16 protein-coding genes are annotated in these 18,847 nt (G+C 57.6%); 7 read left to right on the plus strand and 9 right to left on the minus strand.

Annotation, left to right across the window (positions count from 1 at the left end; all coding sequences use genetic code 11):
• Positions 1–83: 83 nt before the first annotated feature.
• Genes LAP85_01430 through fusA form a run of 3 tightly spaced genes read right to left on the minus strand, consistent with a single transcriptional unit; the run spans position 84 to position 3,949 of the window.
• A complete protein-coding gene (locus LAP85_01430) occupies positions 84–1,055 on the minus strand; it encodes an RluA family pseudouridine synthase (protein ID MBZ5495038.1) in 972 nt (323 codons plus the stop codon).
• Positions 1,052–1,849 (minus strand): prolipoprotein diacylglyceryl transferase, encoded by a 798-nt coding sequence (lgt, locus tag LAP85_01435; protein ID MBZ5495039.1) that lies wholly within the window; start codon positions 1,847–1,849, stop codon positions 1,052–1,054. The genes LAP85_01430 and lgt overlap by 4 nt, the downstream gene beginning before the upstream one ends.
• 9 nt (positions 1,850–1,858) lie before the next feature.
• Positions 1,859–3,949: an elongation factor G gene (fusA, locus tag LAP85_01440; protein ID MBZ5495040.1), complete on the minus strand. Its 2,091-nt coding sequence runs from the start codon at positions 3,947–3,949 to the stop codon at positions 1,859–1,861.
• Positions 3,950–4,312: 363 nt separating this feature from the next.
• Between fusA and LAP85_01445 the strand changes: the two genes are divergently transcribed.
• Entirely contained in the window at positions 4,313–5,212 is a 900-nt protein-coding gene (locus LAP85_01445) for a M28 family peptidase (protein ID MBZ5495041.1), read from the plus strand.
• Between the two features lie 95 nt (positions 5,213–5,307).
• On the opposite strand, the gene topA is transcribed toward LAP85_01445, so the two are convergent.
• Together topA and dprA are read right to left on the minus strand one after the other, a co-directional pair.
• Positions 5,308–7,719, minus strand: a complete 2,412-nt coding sequence (gene topA, locus LAP85_01450; protein ID MBZ5495042.1) for a type I DNA topoisomerase — start codon at positions 7,717–7,719, stop codon at positions 5,308–5,310.
• Between the two features lie 46 nt (positions 7,720–7,765).
• Positions 7,766–8,902: a DNA-processing protein DprA gene (gene dprA / locus LAP85_01455; GenBank protein ID MBZ5495043.1), complete on the minus strand. Its 1,137-nt coding sequence runs from the start codon at positions 8,900–8,902 to the stop codon at positions 7,766–7,768.
• Between the two features lie 173 nt (positions 8,903–9,075).
• Between dprA and LAP85_01460 the strand changes: the two genes are divergently transcribed.
• Entirely contained in the window at positions 9,076–9,897 is an 822-nt protein-coding gene (locus tag LAP85_01460; GenBank protein ID MBZ5495044.1) for a menaquinone biosynthesis protein, read from the plus strand.
• A gap of 137 nt (positions 9,898–10,034) precedes the next feature.
• On the opposite strand, the gene LAP85_01465 is transcribed toward LAP85_01460, so the two are convergent.
• Complete coding sequence (locus tag LAP85_01465) at positions 10,035–10,574, minus strand: HNH endonuclease (GenBank protein MBZ5495045.1); 540 nt, start codon at positions 10,572–10,574, stop codon at positions 10,035–10,037.
• A gap of 397 nt (positions 10,575–10,971) precedes the next feature.
• Between LAP85_01465 and LAP85_01470 the strand changes: the two genes are divergently transcribed.
• The 3 genes from LAP85_01470 to LAP85_01480 all read left to right on the plus strand — a co-directional run bounded on the left by LAP85_01470 (position 10,972) and on the right by LAP85_01480 (position 14,089).
• Complete coding sequence (locus tag LAP85_01470) at positions 10,972–12,144, plus strand: DUF1343 domain-containing protein (protein ID MBZ5495046.1); 1,173 nt, start codon at positions 10,972–10,974, stop codon at positions 12,142–12,144.
• Between the two features lie 206 nt (positions 12,145–12,350).
• A complete protein-coding gene (locus tag LAP85_01475) occupies positions 12,351–12,923 on the plus strand; it encodes an HDIG domain-containing protein (protein MBZ5495047.1) in 573 nt (190 codons plus the stop codon).
• 167 nt (positions 12,924–13,090) lie between these two features.
• On the plus strand, positions 13,091–14,089 hold the full coding sequence (locus tag LAP85_01480) for an AAA family ATPase (GenBank protein MBZ5495048.1): 999 nt from the start codon (positions 13,091–13,093) through the stop codon (positions 14,087–14,089).
• A 243-nt stretch (positions 14,090–14,332) separates the two neighbouring features.
• On the opposite strand, the gene LAP85_01485 is transcribed toward LAP85_01480, so the two are convergent.
• From LAP85_01485 to LAP85_01495, 3 genes are read right to left on the minus strand one after another with little or no spacing between them, the layout of a single operon-like run.
• The gene (locus tag LAP85_01485; GenBank protein MBZ5495049.1) at positions 14,333–15,247 is read right to left on the minus strand and encodes an OmpH family outer membrane protein; all 915 of its coding nucleotides are present in this window, start codon (positions 15,245–15,247) and stop codon (positions 14,333–14,335) included.
• Positions 15,244–16,041 (minus strand): zf-HC2 domain-containing protein, encoded by a 798-nt coding sequence (locus LAP85_01490; GenBank protein ID MBZ5495050.1) that lies wholly within the window; start codon positions 16,039–16,041, stop codon positions 15,244–15,246. Before LAP85_01490 ends, LAP85_01485 begins: the two co-directional genes overlap by 4 nt.
• A gap of 19 nt (positions 16,042–16,060) precedes the next feature.
• The gene (locus LAP85_01495) at positions 16,061–16,594 is read right to left on the minus strand and encodes a sigma-70 family RNA polymerase sigma factor (GenBank protein ID MBZ5495051.1); all 534 of its coding nucleotides are present in this window, start codon (positions 16,592–16,594) and stop codon (positions 16,061–16,063) included.
• A 231-nt stretch (positions 16,595–16,825) separates the two neighbouring features.
• Here LAP85_01495 and LAP85_01500 point away from each other — a divergent pair, with 231 nt between their 5' ends.
• Entirely contained in the window at positions 16,826–17,425 is a 600-nt protein-coding gene (locus tag LAP85_01500; GenBank protein MBZ5495052.1) for a class IV adenylate cyclase, read from the plus strand.
• Between the two features lie 12 nt (positions 17,426–17,437).
• Positions 17,438–18,730 (plus strand): asparagine--tRNA ligase, encoded by a 1,293-nt coding sequence (gene asnS / locus LAP85_01505; protein ID MBZ5495053.1) that lies wholly within the window; start codon positions 17,438–17,440, stop codon positions 18,728–18,730.
• Positions 18,731–18,847: the final 117 nt, after the last annotated feature.

The following is an 18,847-nucleotide window of genomic DNA, read 5'->3' on the forward strand; positions in this document are numbered from 1 at the left end:
AGCAGCATACAACGACACGAAGCATACGAATGGCGTCTGGGCAAGCGCAGTCGCCGCCTCTGCTGCCCACTGCATCCTCTGGGTTAAGTATTTGCTTCTGAATTATGGTGTTGAAGCAGAATCAGAAAATCCGTCAGCTCAGGCGGCAACCCGGCGGTGAAAGAGAGATTTTCTCCAGTTCGAGGGTGGCGGAATTCCAGCCGTTGGGCATGCAGGAAGTGCCGCCGCAGATCTCGGACTGCCGATCGCAGCCGTGCATCTGCCAGGTTTCTTGAGCGGTTGCCGCCATAGAGGATGTCCCCTGCCACCGGGTGCCCCATCTGGGCGAGATGCACTCGAATCTGATGGGTTCGACCGGTCTCTATGCGTACGCGCAGCAGGGAAAAGGGTCCATAATCCCCCGCTTCGCGATAGTGAGTGACTGCTGCGCGCCGCCGCCGGGAGCGTACGGAGATCTTCTTTCTGTCCCTGAGATCGCGACCCAGCGGCATGTCGATGGTTCCCGCAGGCGGGATGGGACGCCCGTAGACAAGAGCCAGGTATTCTTTTTTCACCTGGCGGCTCTTGAACTGGCGCGCAAGTGCCCGATGCGTTTCCAGATTCTTGGCTATCACCAGAAGGCCGCTGGTAAGCTTGTCGAGGCGGTGGACGATGCCTGGCCGCAAGGCGTCTCCGGTCTGCAGCGGGCCCAGGTGGTACAGCAGCGCATTGACCAGCGTCCCTGAAGGCACGCCGGCGCCGGCATGGCAGACCAGCCCGGCGGGTTTATCAACCACCGCGAGATCTTCATCCTGATAGATCACATGGAGGGGGATGTTCTCCGGCTGAGGCTGGAGCTGTGGAGATGCGAGCTTCAGCTGGAGGGAAATGACGTCACCCGGCCTCAGCAGATAGCCGGTTTTTGTCCGGGAGTTGTTGACCAGAACGCTTCCGCTGCGGATCCATCCTTGTATCTGCGAACGACTTTGGCCCGGCTCCAGTTCCAACAGATAGCGGTCCAGCCGGACTCGTGCGGCATCAGATGGAACCTGGAAGCATTTGCTGTGATCGATCACACCTCGGGCGCCTCACGGTGGCGATACCGCAGATAGAAAAAGGCTGCCGCCGCTCCCAGAATCGTCAAGATTCCTATGAATTGGGATATAGACAGCAGGCCGTGCAACACGAATCCCCGATCCTCGTCGCCGCGGAAAAACTCGATGACGAACCGCAGCGCCGCATATGACATCAGATACTCCAGTATGATTTGCCCGGTGAAATGTTTCTTGCCCAGCCGCCACATCAGAAAGATGAACAGCAACAACGTTCCCACGGATTCATAGATCTGCGTTGGATGGAGCGCGATATTGAGCGGCACCCCGACGTTCTCAGCCGAGTACGGGTTGGTAAAAGTGATGCCCCAGGGCATGTGGGTCGGCTTCCCGTAACAGCAGCCCGCCGAGAGGCATCCCAGGCGGCCAATCGACTGCCCCAATGCGATTCCAGGGGCGGTAATATCGGCCACCTGCCAGCTCGGAAGCTTGGACTTGCGCATATACCAGGCCGAGGCTGCCAGGGCCAGCAGCAGGCCTCCGTAATAAACGCCGCTGGACCGCAGAGTGGCAAGCGAGAAAATCTCGCGAGGATTCTCCGAGTAATAGGAGTAGTCCGATATGAAGAGCAGGAGTTTGGCGCCGACCAGGGCGGAGAAAATGATGATCAGTCCGAGGTTCCAGATGGAATCCGGATTCAGGCCTGCCTTGGCCGCGTTGCGGCTTGCCAGCCAGATCCCGACGATGAATGCCAGGGCCAGGAGCAGGCCGTAGGTGTGGATCGCGAGCGGACCCAATTCGAATAGTTTTGGATACATAGAGTCGTTTTATTCTTCCTCTGCCTTTTTGTCCTTGTTGGCTTCCTCGATGATCTTCTGGGCGATATGGGCCGGAACTTCATCGTAGTGTGAGAACTCCATGTGGTAGACGCCGCGACCGCCGGTCATCGAGGTCAGGACCGGCGCATAGGTGACCATTTCGGCCATGGGGACCTCGGCTTTGATGACCTGCATATCCCGTTTCATGTCCATGCCCTGAAGCCTTCCGCGCCTGCTGGTCAGATCACCCATCAAATCGCCGGCATACTCCTGCGGGGTGATGATCTCCACATCCATGATGGGCTCGAGCAGGACGGGCTGGGCCTGTTCCATGGCTTTCTTGAATGCCAGGCTGCCGGCAATCTTGAATGCCATTTCCGATGAATCCACGGGGTGATAACTGCCGTCGTAGAGGATGACCTTAAAGTCGACCACCGGGAAGCCGGCCAGATAGCCTCTCCCGGCCGACTCGATGACTCCCTTTTCCACGGCAGGGATGAAGTTCCGCGGAATGGAACCGCCGAAGATCTCATCCACGAACTCGAAGCTCCCGCCGCGCGGCAAGGGTTCCATCCTGATCCAGCAGTCACCGAATTGCCCGTGACCGCCGGTCTGCTTCTTGTGCCTCCCCTGGACATCCGCCCTCCCCCTTATGGTTTCGCGATAGGGGACCTTGGGAGTTTTCAGGATTACCTCGACGCCGTAACGCTTGCGCATTTTGGCGACGGTCACTTCGACGTGGAGCTGGCCGGCGCCTGACAGCAGCAGCTGTTTGGTTTGGGGATCGCGATTGTATTTGATTGCCGGGTCTTCCTCGGCGATGCGTGCCAGGGCATTGCTGATCTTGTCCTCGTCCCCTCTGGCTTTGGGTTCAATCGCGAAGGTGATGGACGGCTCGGGAATCTCCACGGCAGGGAACAGGATGGGCTGGGAAGGATCGCAGAGGGTGTCGCCCGTGCTGGTCTCCCGCAGCTTGGTCACGGCGAAGAAGTCGCCTGCATGAACCTCTCCCACCGGAGTCATGGTCTTGCCCTGCAAGCCTTGGAGCGGGCCGAACTTCTCCTGCTTGCCTTTGGTTTGATTATTGTAGGTCGTATCCGACCGCATAACGCCCGAGTAGAGGCGGATAATGCTGATGCGTCCGGTAAACGGGTCCGCAACTGTCTTGACCACGTAGGCGGCGTAAGGGTCCTTGCTGCTGACGTCGCGTTCCACCGGTTCGTTGGTCTTGGGATTGATGCCGGCCACCTTTTCGATGCCGGGAGGCGGAAGGAGGTCCACGATGGCGTCCAAAATCTGCGGGACGCCGATGTTGAAATTGGCGCTCGTGCAGAGGATGGGGAACAGGTTGCGGGCATGAACGCTCTTTTTTAGGCCCTGCAGCAGATCGGAAGGCGACAACGTACCCTCGGCGAAAAACTTCTCCATCAGTTCGTCGCTCCCCTCGGCCACCATCTCGATCAGCTTTTCCCGCGCCTGTTGCAGTGTTTCCTTATGCTCGGCTGGCACCTCTGCGGTCTGGAATTTTCCGGCCCCATCTCTCTCGAAGCGATAGGCCTTGCCGGCGAGGATATCGATCACACCCGTGAACTCGCGTTCGGAGCCGATGGGAAGCTGGATCGGAACCCCGGAGCGGCCGAAGGCCTCTTCAATTGAAGCCAGCGCCCGCTCAAAGCTGGCATTGTCACGATCCATTTTGTTGATGACCAGGATGCGCGGCAGATCGAACTCCGTTGCATATTCCCATACCTTCTCGGTCTGAACCTCCACTCCTGCGACGGCATCGATGACAACGACAGCCGCATCGGCGGCGCGCAGAACCAGCTTGGTATCCGTCAGGAAGGGGCGATACCCCGGCGTATCGAGGATGTTGATTTTCTTCTTGTTCCACTCGCAATAAGCCAATGCGCTGCTTATGGAGATCTTGCGTTCAATTTCCTCCTCTTCGTAGTCGGTAACTGTGTTCCCGTCCTCGACACGGGCAAGCCGATTGATGGCGCCGGCATCGAACAGCATGGCCGAAGTCAGAGATGTCTTGCCTGAAGTGCCATGCCCGATGATCGCGACATTCCGTATGGATTCACTCTCGTAAACCCTCATAGAAGGCTCCTTTCAGAAGGGGTCATATGTATGAGTTCAAAAAGATAGTGATAGTACCACAGGCACGGACGTGCCGCAACGATGCCGAAGGCGAGTTCCGCGGCTCCAAAAATCCCAACGCAGAGATCGCTGAGATTGCCGAGGAATGTGGTGTTTTCAATGTGTCTTTCTCTGCATGCCCCCCGCTCTCTGTTGAGATTTCTGATATGCGCCTATGCGGCGACCCGGGTCCGCCCAGGCCATGAAACGGTTGAAACACGCCACGACGATCTGAGTGCATGTCCTATAATGGTGGTTGCTGAAGCGGTGCGGCCCATGCGGTGATATACTTGGCGCGGCAGGCAACGCAATTCTGGAGGAATCATGCGCAACGCAATCCGCATTCATCTGATTCTGGTGATGTTCGCTTCCGCCGCTTGCGCCCAGTCTCCGAGCGCAGCAACGCCGCCATTAAGCGGCGAAAAAGCCATGGAGCATGTCCGCGCCCAGGTTGCATTCGGACCCCGTCCGCCGGGATCCGAAGCGCTGGAACGGTGCCGGGAGTACCTGGTCCGGCAACTCGAAGGCTTCGGCTATCAGGTCGAGAAGGACACTTTTGAAGCGGCCACCCCCTATGGACCGAAGAAGATGGTCAATCTCATCGCGCGCAAGAAATTGGGGGGCGACAGCATCATCGCGATGGCGAGTCACTACGACACCAAGTACTTCGAGAAGGTGCGCTTTGTCGGTGCCAACGACGCGGGAAGCAGCACGGGTTTGCTGCTGGAACTGGCCCGGGTGCTTGCCGCCAGGAAGGACAGTTTTGATTATTGGTTCCTCTTTCTCGACGGCGAAGAGGCCTTCATCGATTGGAGCACATTCGACAGTACCTATGGCAGCCGGCACCTCGCCAAACGATGGCAGGAAGAGGGAACGGCCCCTAAGGTGCGTGCTCTCATCCTCCTGGACATGATCGGCGATAAAAACCTCGATCTGCTCAAAGATACCAACTCCACACCTTGGTTGATGGATCTCGTCTGGAATACGGCCGTCGAGGAGGGCTTCCGCGATATTCTCTCTAACACACCGTCTGCCGTGGAGGACGATCACATACCGTTCCTCGATGTCAAGATTCCCTGCGTGGACATTATCGATTTGAACTACACCCCGTGGCACACGGAGGGCGACACCCTGGATAAGATCAGTGCCGCGAGCATGGAGAAAGTGGGGAAACTGGTGCTTGCCGTGCTGCCGAAGCTGGAGCGCAGGCTGACAGGCCGTTGATCTGCTCTGTTATATCCCTTGCGTGTGCGGCAGGCTCTTGGTGCACGCCGCCACAAAGAGATGTGGATGTCCCGAAGACTCGATGAAGCGAAGGCCTACTCTTCCTCGTAGGGTTCTTTAAAGCCGCATTTCCTGTCGTTGCAGAACCGCAAGGTGCCCGAGCGCTTGGTGGTTTTTACAACAGTAAAAGCCGCGCTGCATTTTGGGCACGGTTTGGCCACCGGCTTGTTCCAAAGCACAAAGTCGCACTCGGGGTAATTGGAGCAGCCGTAGAAGGTCTTGCCGCGCCGGGACTTCCGCTCCACGATCTCCCCGCCGCAGCCCCGGGGGCACTGGACACCCGTGGTTTTAAGCTTGATGTACTTGCAGTTCGGGTAGTCGCTGCAGGCCGTGTATGCGCCAAAACGCCCGTGCTTGACGGCCAGGTGCTTCCCGCACACGGGACATTTTTCTTCGAGTGGGATGTCCTGTTTGACCTCGACGGAATCGGTCCCGGTTACGATCTTCTTGGTGTTGCGGCATTCGGGATAGCCGGAGCAGGCGAGGAACTCGCCGAAACGGCCCCTTTTCAGGACCATCGGCCGGCCGCATTTTTCGCACTCGATCTCTTCGACCTCCGGCGCATCGGTACCGGCCTCGGTGCCGTTCTTCGGAATCTCGCGGGTGTTTTTGCATTCCGGGTAGGCAGAGCAGGCCATGAAACGCCCGAACTTGCCCCACTTGATCACCATGCCGCTGCCGCACTTCTCGCAGACTTCGTCGGTGGGGATCTCCTCGGTTTTGACGTCCCGCATGTGGGTTACGGCGGCGGCGAGTCGTTGCGAGAAGCGCTGCCAGAAGCTGCGCATGGCATCCTGCCATCGTTCGCGTCCCGATTCGATCCGGTCCAGATGGTCCTCCATGCGGGCCGTGTATTCGTAGTCGAATATGTCCCTGAAGCTCTCGATCAGCAGATCTACCACCAATTCGCCAGTCTCGGTCGGATAGAATCTCCCCTGTCGCTTGTGGACGTATTCGCGGTCTTGAATAGTGCTGAGGATGGAAGCATAGGTGCTGGGACGTCCGATGCCGCGCGCTTCCAGGGATTTAACCAGGCTGGCTTCGTTGTATCGCGGAGGTGGTTGGGTGAAGTGCTGCGTCGGTTGCAGGGCTTTGACTTCCAGGTGCTCGCCTTCGGCAAGCTCCGGCAACAGGGCTTCCTGGTCTTCAGCCTGCGCTTCAGGCTTGCTTGCCGCAGGTTTGGCCTCCCGGTAGACAGCCAGGAAACCGTCGAACTTGAGCACCGATCCGGTGGCCTTGAATTCCACTCGGCCCGCCTCGATGACGACGTCTGTCTGATCAAAAAGGGCAGGGCTCATTTGGGAAGCAACAAACCTCTGCCAGATCAGCCTGTAAAGCTTCCAGAGGTCCGGTTCCAGTAGATGCTCGAGGCCTTCCGGAGAGCGCGCCGCCGACGTCGGGCGAATGGCTTCATGTGCTTCCTGAGCCGTCTTTTTTGATTTGTAGTAAATCGGATGATGCGGCAGATAGGATTGCCCGTACTGGCTCCGGATCAAGTCGCGCACCTCGCTCAGTGCGGTCTCAGCGACACGCGTGGAGTCCGTGCGCATGTAGGTTATCAGCCCGACGGCCCCTTCCTCCCCGATCTCGACTCCTTCATACAGCCTCTGCGCCAGGAGCATCGTCTTTTTGACGGTAAAGCTCAGCGTGTGCGCAGCCTCCTGTTGCAGGTTGCTGGTGATGAAGGGAGGCACGGGATAGCGCTTTTTTTCTCTGCGGTGAATCTTCTGGACCACAAATGCGGCCCCGCGCAATTCCTCGACAATCGCATGCGCCGTCTCTCCGTCGCTGACTTTCCATTTCTCTCCATTTACGCTGGTGGCCTTGGCGGTGAACTCCGGGGGAACGTGGCCGCCGAGGCGCGCGGCCAGATTCCAGTATTCTTCCGACTTGAACGCTCGAATTTCCTGCTCCCGATCTACGATCATGCGCAAGGCTACTGTCTGGACGCGGCCCGCGGACAAGCCCCGCCTGACCTTGTCCCAGAGTAAGGGGCTGATCTTGTAGCCGACAAGGCGGTCCAGAATGCGGCGCGCCAGTTGGGCTTCTACCTTGTGGGCGTTGACCCGCCCGGGATGCTGGAATGCTTCTTCGATCGCGTTCCTGGTGATCTCGTGAAACAGGACCCGATAGATTTCCTTCGACTTGCTGCCCAGTTCTTCGGCCAGATGCTGGCAGATCGCCTCTCCTTCACGATCAGGGTCTGCCGCTAGATAGATGACCTTGGAGGTCTTAGCGGCAGCCCGGAGTTCCCGGACCACCTTTTCTTTGGAGGGGATGATGCCGTAGTGGGGCGTGAAATCATCGTCGACATCGACACCCAGCTTGTTTTTGGGCAGGTCCTTGATGTGTCCGACGGAAGCCTTAACGTCAAAACCCCTGCCAAGGTATTTCTTGATGGTCTTGGCTTTGGCCGGCGATTCGACGATTACCAGTGAGTTTGCCATAAGAGGGCGCAGACTATACCAGTGATTCCCAAAATTCCAAACAAAATCATTCTTCGCGCCTGGCGACCCTGATGAAGAGGTTGCCGGGCACCTGCCGGATCCGGCCTTTCATTTCAAGGTTCAACAGCAACTCACTCAGATCCGGAATATTCATGCCGCTCTTCTGCAGGATCCTGTCGAACTGGGTCGCCTGATCGTAGGCCAGCATCTCAACAATGTTACTCTCTTCTGCGGTGGCAAGTTCGAGTTCCGGCGCCCGACAGGGTCGGGAATCTTCCCTGGCCAGGATTCCATGACGCACCTCTGCTGGAAGCTCTTCGACAATATCCCGCCAAACCTGAACAAGTTTCCCTCCCTGCTTGATCAAATAGTTCGGTCCAAAACTCTGTGGCGACGTGAGATTCCCCGGAACCGCAAAAACCTCGCGATTCTGTTCCATGGCCAGCCGCGCCGTAATCAAGGATCCACTGTACTCACTTGCCTCCACGATCACTGTTCCCAACGACACCCCACTAATGATGCGATTTCGCACCGGAAAGTTTTGCGGTGCCGGTGATGTTCCGGGTGGAAACTCTGAAATGAGCAGCCCGCTCTCGGCAATTTGCTGCGTCAACTGGCGATGCTCACGCGGGTACACGACATCGATCCCGCATCCGAGCACTGCGACCGTTCGACCTCCCGTTTCCAGGCAGCCCCGATGAGCGGCGGCATCGATCCCTCGAGCCAAGCCGCTGACGATGACCACATCCCGCTTGGCCAGATCGCAAGCCAATCCTTGTGCCATCTGCAAGCCATAATAGGTCGGCCGGCGTGTACCCACAATCGCCACGGCCGGCAGGCCCAGAATCTCAAGATTTCCGCGGCAGTAAAGGATGAGAGGGGGGTCGTATATTTCATTCAGGAGCATCGGGTAACTGATCCCGCCGCGCACAAGCAACCGGCACTTCTCACGATGGGCCCAGTCGATGATCTCCTCTGCCATCGGACGATAGCGGCGGGTACTGATCGCAACGCCGGCCTCCGGCGGCACGCCAAATGATTCGAGCTCGCGACCGCTCATGCCGAGCAATTCCGGCAGCCGGGGGCAGGCTTTCCACAGGCTGCATTGGGCCAGCGTGCCCACACCCGGAACCAACGACAATTCTATGGCCGCCCGTGCCTGGTCTTCTCCGCTTTTGTCCATATTCTCATCGCCTTGGCCCTAAGATCCCAAGCATCTCGAAGATCGGTAGGAATTTGAGGCTGCTCGCTTGAGGTCTTTGTGGCTTTGGAGGTCTTCATTCTCTATAATTGGTCACCGTAATTGTTTCGCGTCCCTGGGTCCTATTTCCGCCTTTTCCTCGGGAGGGCAGAGTTTTGAGCCTCCGGATTTCACTCGTCCATTACCTGAACGCGGCACCTCTGGGGTGGTTTTTCTTGCATGGTCCTGCTCGACACAGGTTCCGGATCCTGCCTGCTTCTCCGGCAGGATGTGCGGAGCAGCTTGCCAGGGGAGAAGCCGATATCGGTCTGATCCCCACCATCGAATACCAACGAATCCCCAACCTCCATGTGATTCCGGACGTGGCCATCGCAGCTTCCAACGAGGTGCGCAGCGTTCTGCTGGTTCGCCCTTATGGTGTCGCGAGCATCCGATCCGTTGCCTTGGATACCAGTTCGCGCACCTCGGTAGCACTGGTTAAGCTGTTGCTCCAATCCAGAATGGGAATTCAGCCGGAGTTCGTCCCTCACGAACCCAGTGTTGCGGAAATGCTTCGCAGGTGCGATGCGGCGCTCATTATCGGGGATGCCGCTCTCCGGTGCTCAACCGACCAATATCAGATCATGGATCTTGCCGCGGCGTGGCGGGATTGGCAGGGGCGGCCGTTTGTTTTCGCTTTCTGGGCCTGCAGACCAGAAGTCCTGCCATCGGATGGTCTGGCCGAGATCTTCCAGGAGGCGAGAGATTGGGGATTGGAACGCATCGGGGAAATCGCCGCCAGCTACTCACGCACGCTGAGTCTGCCGGCACCATTTCTCGAGAAATACCTTCAGCGCAATCTTGATCATACGATGGGGCCGGAGCACATAGAGGGCCTTGATCGATTCTACCGACTCGCATTTGAGGCCGGGTTGATCGGCCGCTTTACCCCGGTTCGCTTCCTTGCCAGAACCGAAGGCCGCAAGCACAACTTCTAGTTGACCGGCGGCTTCACGACCTATGAAAAAAGGAACATTCCCCTTTTCGGTCATCGCTGTGATCGAGATGCACGATGACAGGAAATCGGGATGGCCCCCTTTCAGTCAGAGGCACAACAAACAGATGATGTAATACCTCAGGTATCTCCATCTAACTCCACATTCCAATAGAAATAATCACGCCAGGACTCAGGGGCGCTCTTGAAGCCGATGGTGATGCGCAGCATGTTAGGAACCCAGTCGGGTTCTTTCGGACGCCGGATCAACCGCATACCTGCCTCTTCGGGGGTTTGCCCCCCCTTCCGATGGTTGCACTCGAAGCAGCAGGTGACAATATTATCCCAGGTCTTGCTTCCCCCTTTGACGACAGGGATGACATGATCAAATGTCAGGTCTTCCGTGGAGCACTTTGTGCCGCAATATTGGCAAGTGTGCAAATCCCTGGCGTAGATATTGGCCCTGCTGAACTTGATGTGCTGGAAGCGCTTTCGCATCCGGACGTATTTCAGGAGACGGAGCACGCTCGGCATCTTGATCGTGAAGCTTATGCTGCGGATTTCACGGTCGTACTCGGCCAATACCTCCACCTTGCCCTGGAAGAGCAAGGTGATGGCCCGCTTCCAGGGGATGATGTTGAGGGGCTCATAGCTGGCATTGAGAACGAGTGTATGTTCCATCAATCATTCCCGGCTGTCAAAAGCTGGCTCGGCGCAAACGGCAGTACCGGGAGGGAATACGTCGAGAGCAACCAATCTCAGGTCGAGTGGCAATAACATGGCTCGGACTCATTTCTCGACACCCGGCAGTTACTCCATTCCCAAGGTACACGGCGCTAAGCGAGTGTTATTGAAATATAACGAATTGCAGCAGTCAAGCACTTTTGGGCTGAAGAGATGGACGGCAATTCTCCGGGACTTGCCGCGGATTCGTGCATGTCGCATTTGGGTTGGAGTTCTATGGGCGGGATTGGTCTCCTTTCTGATATTCTTATGTGTTCAATCAGTTTACAAATAAGTTTATCAGATTGCATTGTGCGGGGCGACCTTTTGGCGCCCTGGCGAGGGGTTCGAATCGATGACGGTTCGTCCGGGGATTGAAATCTTGCTGCGAGAGCGGAAGCAGATCCTCGCAGGGGCACGGGTCGGGGCGGTGGTGCATCCGGCTTCGATTCTTCCCAGCCTTCAGCACACGGCAGATGCTCTGCAGGGCGAGAGATCATTCCATCTTGTCTCTCTTTTCGGGCCTCAGCACGGCGCGCGGGGTGAGAAACAGGACAACATGGTGGAGTCTGCTTCTTACCTCGACCCGGACACGCGCCTTCCGGTGCATAGCCTCTATGGTGAAACGCGGCGGCCCACGGAAGAAATGCTGAGCGATCTCGACATTCTGATCTTCGATCTTCAGGATGTCGGGACGCGCGTCTACACTTTTATCCATACCATGGCCTACTGCATGGAGGCCTGCGCCCGATATGGGAAATCCATGGTGGTGCTGGACCGGCCCAATCCCATTAATGGGGCTCAGGTCGAAGGCAGCCTCCTTGATCCGGAATTCAGTTCCTTCGTGGGATTGTATCGAGTGCCGATGCGCCACGGAATGACGGTTGGGGAGCTTGCTCTGCTGCTGAACTCGGAATTCGGCATTGGGTGTCCCCTGACTGTGGTTCCCATGCAAGGATGGCGCCGCAGCCAGTGGTTTGACCATACGGATCTGCCCTGGGTCATGCCTTCTCCCAATCTTCCGACATTGGATTCTGCAACCGTCTATCCTGGAATGGTGCTCGTTGAAGGCACGATGCTGTCCGAAGGTCGTGGAACCACACGCCCCTTCGAGTTTGTCGGCGCTCCCTATGTCAACGCCCGTTCGCTGGCAGGGAGGCTGAACGCGCTGCAACTCCCCGGAGTTGTTTTCCGCCCCGCCTACTTCGAACCAACCTTTCAAAAGTTCGCGCGCGTGATGTGTGGAGGCGTCCAGATCTACGTCCGGAAACGTGATATCTTCGAGCCTTTCCTGACGGGAATCGCAGTTATTTCGGGTCTCAGAGCGCTCTATGCGGACTTGTTCCAATGGCGGCAGCCGCCTTATGAGTATGAATCCCAGAAAATGCCGATCGAGATCCTGTGCGGCGGAAATTCCATTCCGCGGCAGATCGAGGCCGGGACTCCACTGGAAGATATCCGCCGGAGTTGGCAGCAGGACGTAGCGCATTTCCGCACACAGCGCCGCCCCTACCTGCTATACGATTAACCGCCGATAGTGTCGGAAATGGAGTGAAAGGATGTCAATTTCCTAACTTCTCGGTCAGGAAGGAACCTGGTGATAGGATACGCTTTTCCTGGATTGCGCGGTCACGATATCAGTGGCGGAAGCATCCGGTCTGTGAAACGCTCTATTGTCGGGCGACGGAATCGGGAGACATGTATCCCGTCACCACCTTTTAGTAGGAGATGTCGATGGCTGTGAATAGAGAAATGTCATGGGAGTTGCTTACGGAGTGTACCAAGAGCGACAGTTTGCGCAAACACGCGCTGGCCGTCGAAACCTTGATGCGGGCCTATGCGAAGAAATATGGCGAAGACCCCGAAGTCTGGGGAATCGTGGGATTGCTTCATGACTTTGACTATGAGATGTACCCCACCATGCCCGACCATCCCAACAAGGGGGCTGAGATTCTCCGGCAGCGCGGATATCCGGAAGAGACTATCTACGCCATTTCTTCACATGTCGGCGAGCTGAAGCTGCCCCGCCACAACCTTCTGTGCAAGGCCATCTATGCCTGCGACGAGCTGGCGGGGTTTCTTGTGGCCAGCGCACTGGTGCGTCCGGGGAAGTCGATAATAGGCATGGAGGCCAGGTCGGTGCGCAAGAAACTCAAGGACAAGGCGTTCGCGCGCGCGGTCAATCGCGACGACATCTATAAAGGAGCCGAGGAGCTCGGGGTGGATCTGGATGAGCACATCACATTCTGCATTCGAGCCATGGAAGAAAATGCCGCGATGCTGGGACTCGATGGCGCAGCTCAATGACGGATGACGGCTGATCCGGAAATAGCAATGAAAAGCAGATGCTCGACGCACAGGGCGCAGAAAGATCTGGATTGAGGCTCGAATTTGTTTCGTGTCCTCTGGCGTTCTTGCGGTGAGCTGTTGGGGCTGGCGTTGGTTTGCGGGGCTGTTCCGGGATGAGAGGGGATATGATCATTGGGTTGACGGGCAAGAACGGGGCCGGCAAGACCGAAGTCTGCCAGTATCTGGTGAGCCGGGGATTCGAGTACCATTCGCTTTCCGACGAGATTCGTGACGAGGCGAGGAAACGCGGCGAGGAGATCACCCGCGAAGTGCTGATCGAGGTCGGAAACGAGCTTCGCAGCCGGTTTGGTGCGTGCGCGCTGGCAGAGCGCATCCTGGTTCAGCTGGGTCATGACCGCAATCACGTCATCGACTCCATCCGCAATCCGACGGAGGTGGAGGTCCTGAGGCGGCGCAAAGGCTTCATGCTGATGGCGGTCGATGCCAATCAGGTTGTCAGGTTCGAACGCAGCTGTTTGCGGGGCAGGGAGGGAGCGGCGCTGACGTTCGAGCAGTTCGTTCAGGAAGAGGAAAGGGAACTGCAGAACGCGGATCCGGCAAACCAGCAACTGCTTGCGACCCGGCGTCTGGCCGACGTCGTGGTCAACAATGACGGGACTGTCGAGGAACTTCACCACAAGCTGGACGAGATTTTGCCGGCGTTGATGAGCAACTTCGATCGCCCTGACTGGGATGAGTACTTCCTGAGCATCGCTAAGGTTGTGGCCTCGCGCAGCAACTGCATCAAGCGCAAGGTGGCCGCGCTCATCGTCCGGGATCGGCGAGTGATTTCAACCGGTTACAATGGCACGCCGCGCGGCGCCAAGAACTGCAATGAGGGCGGTTGTCCCAGGTGCAACAGCATGGCCCAGAGCGGCACGTCGCTGGAGGAGTGTTTGTGCTGCCATGGTGAGGAAAACGCCATCACGCAAGCGGCGTATCACGGAACCAGCCTGAAGGGGGCGACGCTCTACACCACATTTGCCCCGTGTCTGCTCTGCACAAAAATGATCATCAACAGCGGTATCGTTGAGGTTATCTACAATCAGGATTATCCCCTCAACGAGCGTGCCATGGCCCTGTTACGCGAATGCGGCGTAATGCTGCGCAAACACCGCGTGTGAAAAGGGAACCCTTCGAATTTCCGGCGTAACACCCGGAATGGCCGCCTGAAAGCCGGAAATTCGAGACGTCTCCTGTTTCACCAGGGAGCGAATCATGCGGACGTCCATCTATCATTTTTCCCCGCTGGCACTTCCGCTCTGATGGGATTCTGGATTGGCCGGATAGAACGAGGCGGCCGGCATTTCTGCCCGCCGCCTCTTTTCGCGACTCCCAAATCCGCAACCCAAAATCAGAAATTGGAACTACTCGTTGTACTGCAGAGCCTTCTGCTTGAATGCATCCATGGTGAGCCTGCCGGCTTTGTAGTCCGTGATCCACGATTTCTGCACCGAGACAACATGGGTGCCTTCGTAACCGTCGATCGTGATCACGATGCTGACGTACTCACTGGGTTTCACCGTGGTCAGCGAGTCTCCATAATTTGCCAGGGTCTCGATGAGACTCGCCTTCATTTTTCCGATATCCTCAATGACCTTGCTTCGTCTGGCTTCCAACTCTTTGCGGTCCTTTTCGACCTGCTGCTGAAATTGGGCGAGGCTCGCTTGGCGTGTCAACTCCGCCGCTTTCATTGTCTCCATGCTCTTGGCGTATTGCGCCTCTACTTCCTTGAGGCGCTGCTCGAGAGCCTTGACCTGCGCCGCATAAGCATCCATAGCTTGCTTGTAAGCCTGCTCCCCGCTCTGGGCAATTGGCGGAGGAGGCGGTTGGGGTAGGGCTGGAACCGTCGCTGGTTTTGGGGTTGGTGCCAGCGCTGGCGTGGGAGGAAACGGACTGCTCATGATGCCGGAGCCAGTGCCTGATCCCAGGCCTGATCCGAGGGCGCCCCAGAACCCTGAGGAGCCGGTCACGCGCAGGGAGGAGGAGGGAACTACGAACACGGCTCCCTGACCATATAAATAGAAAGCGGAGATACGGGGGTAGAAGCTATAGCCAAGCTGTGGGTTTACGGAAACGCGGCCTCGCCCGGAGGCAGTTGCTGTCACACCCTGATCCGGGCTTGCCTGTGCGACATAGCCGAGCGTAGTGCTCAGGATGCCCTTCATGATTTCGAGTTCCTGTGCGGATTTTTGCGTATCAAACAGTTCCTTGTTTCCTTGGGCCCAGGAGAGTGTTCCCAGGCAGGCAAGGATCAAAAAAGAGGCGCTGTACTTTTTCATTTTTGCTCTCCGGTTGGTTTAAGGCTCAAGTTGGGAAACTGGAGCAACATGTCCAGGATTGCGTCGGTCCGCCTGGCGCTGACCTCACCATCCGCAGCAACTCTGTCGACGCGCGCACTGATCGTTTGCATGTCCTCCTGGTGTTGCAGCGACACGGCCCGATAGACGGTAGCAATCGACTCTTTCGTGCCTGTCCTGATTTCGTCGGTGGTCAGCGCCATCCGGTTAGTGAGGCGTGATTCCAGACCGGTCAACGCTGCCACGAGCTGGATCTGCTGCTGCTGCGTCAACTCCGTGCGCGAGTTGGCTATCTCAGACCGCATGTCTTTGATCCATCCCAGGGCGGCCTCCCGGTTCCTGTCCTCGGCAGTTTTCAGGATGTCGGCTTTGAGGGCAATGGCATCAATGGCGGCCGTCGCACTGCCGCGCCCGAAACTCACAGCCCAGCCGGCTTGATCGGATCGGATCTGGAGCCCGGCTATGGCTGCGATAGCGAAAAACACGAACAATCCGGTCACGCATGCCATGGCCACCTGCCAGCGGGGCATCAATTGACGAAACAGCTTCCAGGGATTAGCCCCGCGCTCCTGGGGATAGACAAAGAAATGACGGGGAACGGGCTCATCGCCGGTCGACTGCAACAAACGCAGTGTTTCCGCGTAGCGCCCGTATTCCCCTTTGCAAGGCGGGCACGCGGCCAGATGGAGATCCAGGGCCTGCTGTTCTTCGACAGTCAGATCTCCGACGAGGGATCGCGGGATATGTTTCTGGTGCTCGCTGCATTCCGAAGTCATGTTCTTGTCCTCCAGCCAGTCAGGCTGCGGCGCCCAGCCTGACTTTCAATATCTCCAAGCCGGCGTAGAGCCGCGATTTGATTGTGCTCAGGGGGACCTGGAGGATGGCTGCGATATCCTCGAAGGTCAGTTCCTGGAAAAACTTGAGCTCGATGACCGCCCGTTGGTCCGGCGGCAGGAACGCGAGCGCCGTGCGCACCCGGCTCCGATTCTCCGCGCGCAAAAGTTCGCCGTCCTGAGTGCCCGTGATGCTCAGCTCGGCCGGCCGGGCCCCTTGCTCGTCGCTGTCGAGTGAAAAATGAGTTCCCTGAGGCCGCCGCCTGGCGCGCGAGACACAGTGGTTTACCGCGATCCGGTAAATCCAGGTAGAGAACTTCGAGTCTTGACGGAAGCGGCGGATGTTCCTGAAGGCTGCCAGGAAAACCTCCTGGGTCGCTTCGGCCGCTTCGTCTCGATCCTGAAGCATTCTCAGGGCCACGTTGTAAACCGTTCTCTCCCATTTCAACACCAGACGATTGAAGGCCAGGGTGTCGCCGCCTTGGCTTGCTGCCACCCAGGCAGTCTCCTGGACATGGTCGGGGGAGGCGGGCAAGGATCTGTCCTGAGCCCAAACGGAACCGAGCTCCCCATTGACCCGCCCTGTCTGCCCCCTCGCCTGTTCTCGTTCCATCTATTAACATTTGACATGTGGCACGCTGAAAAAGTCGAACTATTTTTTAACCACCGGGTTTTTCCGCTTGCTTTGGCAGGCAGCAAGAAATTAGCTTCTTGGCGGGGAGGGCATGTGGCTGTCGAAACGGAAGTAAAGATAGAGCTGGCCGATATCGATGAATTCCGCGAAAAGCTGCAGCTTCTGAATCCATCGTTGCTGTCTGCGCGCCATTTTGAGGACAACTTTGTCTTGGACTATCTCGATGGGCGAATGCGGTCCCGGGGGTGCCTGTTGCGGGTGCGCAAGACGAAAGGGAAGGAATCTGTTACATTTAAGGGTCGGCCGCAGCCATCTGCCCTCTTCAAGCGCCGCGAGGAACTGGAAACCCCGGTGGATAGTGCGGACACCATGCTCAGGATCCTCGGGCAGCTCGGCATGGAGGTCTGGTTCCGCTACCAGAAGTATCGGGAGGAGTTTTCTCTGGCCTTGACTTCAGGACCCGCAGGGGAACTCAAAGTGGCTCTTGACGTGACGCCCATCGGGAACTACGCGGAGTTGGAGGGGTCGGAGGAGGGAATCAGAGAAGGAGCTGCAAGGCTTGGACTTAAAGAATCCCAGTTTTTGCGTGATAGCTACTATTCTTTGTTTCTCCAGTTTTGCCGGCAACGGGGCGAAGAGCCTGGGCACATGGTCTTCTCCATGCAGGGGGGAGGTTCCAGTGCCCCGGGCTAGAAAGGATCGACAATGCAGGCTGTTTACGTCGAAAAGATAGCTGCGCATGAGGGCAGCGAGGTGACGCTGCGCGGCTGGGTTTACAACAAACGCAGCAGCGGAAAGCTGCAGTTCATCCTGCTGCGCGATGGGACGGGGATCATTCAGTGTGTCGCTTTCAGAGGCAACTTCACGCCCGGGCAGTTTGAGGCGCTCGACAAGCTCACCCAGGAGTCGAGCCTGGAGATTCACGGCACGGTACGCCGGGACGAGCGCGCGCCAGGTGGATATGAGATTGACATTACGGGATTCAAAATTCATCAGGTTGCGGAAAGCTATCCTATAACGCCCAAGGAGCACGGCACAGCCTTTCTGATGGAAAACCGACACCTCTGGCTGCGCAGCACGCGACAGCATGCCATTCTCAAGGTCCGTCATGAGATCATCAAAGCCACGCGTGACTATTTCGATGACCAGGGATTTACGCTGGTCGACACGCCGATATTTACCCCGAACGCATGTGAAGGAACCACAACTCTGTTTGAGACGGAGTACTTTGATGAAAAAGCCTACCTCACGCAGAGCGGCCAGCTCTACAACGAGGCCACGGCCGCCTCGTTCGGCAAGGTCTACTGCTTCGGGCCGACCTTCCGCGCCGAAAAATCCAAGACGCGGCGTCACCTGATGGAGTTCTGGATGGTCGAGCCGGAAGTTGCCTTTGCGGAGCTCGAAGACACCATGGAACTCGCCGAAGGACTGATCTGCTTCATTGTCGAGCGAGTTCTGTCGAAGCGCAGGAACGAGCTCGAAACACTTGAGCGCGACATCTCGCGTCTGGCGGCGATTTCACGGCCGTTTCCCAGGCTCTCCTATGATGATGCGCTGCAGAGGCTGAAAGCCGCCGGTTCCGAAATCGAGTGGGGCGGCGACTTCGGCGGGACCGATGAAACGGTCCTTTCGGAACAGTTTCCGGCTCCAGTGATGGTGCATCGCTATCCGTCAAAGGTGAAGGCCTTCTATATGCAGCCCGATCCACAACGTCCGGAAGTGGCTTTGTGCGTCGATGTACTCGCGCCGGAGGGGTATGGGGAGATCATCGGTGGCGGCCAGCGCATTCACGATCATGACCTGCTCCTCGGCAGGATCCGGGAGCACCAACTTCCTGTGGAAGCCTTTCAATGGTATCTCGACCTGCGCAAGTTCGGGAGCGTTCCTCACGCGGGATTCGGCATGGGCATCGAGCGCGCGGTGGCGTGGATCTGCAAGCTGGACCACCTGCGCGAGACCATCGCTTTTCCGCGTATGCTCTACAAGATCTATCCCTGATGCCGGCGCCTGGTATCGAACTTCATGTCGCCGGTCTCTTGTCGAACCGACAGCTGCATGAGCAACCTGGCGAAAGCCCGAATTTCGGGCCACGATAGTGCAGGAGTTGAGAATTCA

The sequence above is a fragment of the Terriglobia bacterium genome (assembly GCA_020072565.1).
GTDB lineage: Bacteria > Acidobacteriota > UBA6911 > UBA6911 > UBA6911 > JAFNAG01.

Coding starts and splice junctions, on each gene's coding strand:
- lgt (MBZ5495039.1), bottom strand. CDS start 1,849: ATGTATCCAAAACTATTCGAATTGGGTCCGCTCGCGATCCACACCTAC.
- fusA (MBZ5495040.1), bottom strand. CDS start 3,949: ATGAGGGTTTACGAGAGTGAATCCATACGGAATGTCGCGATCATCGGG.
- LAP85_01445 (MBZ5495041.1), top strand. CDS start 4,313: ATGCGCAACGCAATCCGCATTCATCTGATTCTGGTGATGTTCGCTTCC.
- topA (MBZ5495042.1), bottom strand. CDS start 7,719: ATGGCAAACTCACTGGTAATCGTCGAATCGCCGGCCAAAGCCAAGACC.
- dprA (MBZ5495043.1), bottom strand. CDS start 8,902: ATGGACAAAAGCGGAGAAGACCAGGCACGGGCGGCCATAGAATTGTCG.
- LAP85_01465 (MBZ5495045.1), bottom strand. CDS start 10,574: ATGGAACATACACTCGTTCTCAATGCCAGCTATGAGCCCCTCAACATC.
- LAP85_01470 (MBZ5495046.1), top strand. CDS start 10,972: ATGACGGTTCGTCCGGGGATTGAAATCTTGCTGCGAGAGCGGAAGCAG.
- LAP85_01475 (MBZ5495047.1), top strand. CDS start 12,351: ATGGCTGTGAATAGAGAAATGTCATGGGAGTTGCTTACGGAGTGTACC.
- LAP85_01480 (MBZ5495048.1), top strand. CDS start 13,091: ATGATCATTGGGTTGACGGGCAAGAACGGGGCCGGCAAGACCGAAGTC.
- LAP85_01485 (MBZ5495049.1), bottom strand. CDS start 15,247: ATGAAAAAGTACAGCGCCTCTTTTTTGATCCTTGCCTGCCTGGGAACA.
- LAP85_01490 (MBZ5495050.1), bottom strand. CDS start 16,041: ATGACTTCGGAATGCAGCGAGCACCAGAAACATATCCCGCGATCCCTC.
- asnS (MBZ5495053.1), top strand. CDS start 17,438: ATGCAGGCTGTTTACGTCGAAAAGATAGCTGCGCATGAGGGCAGCGAG.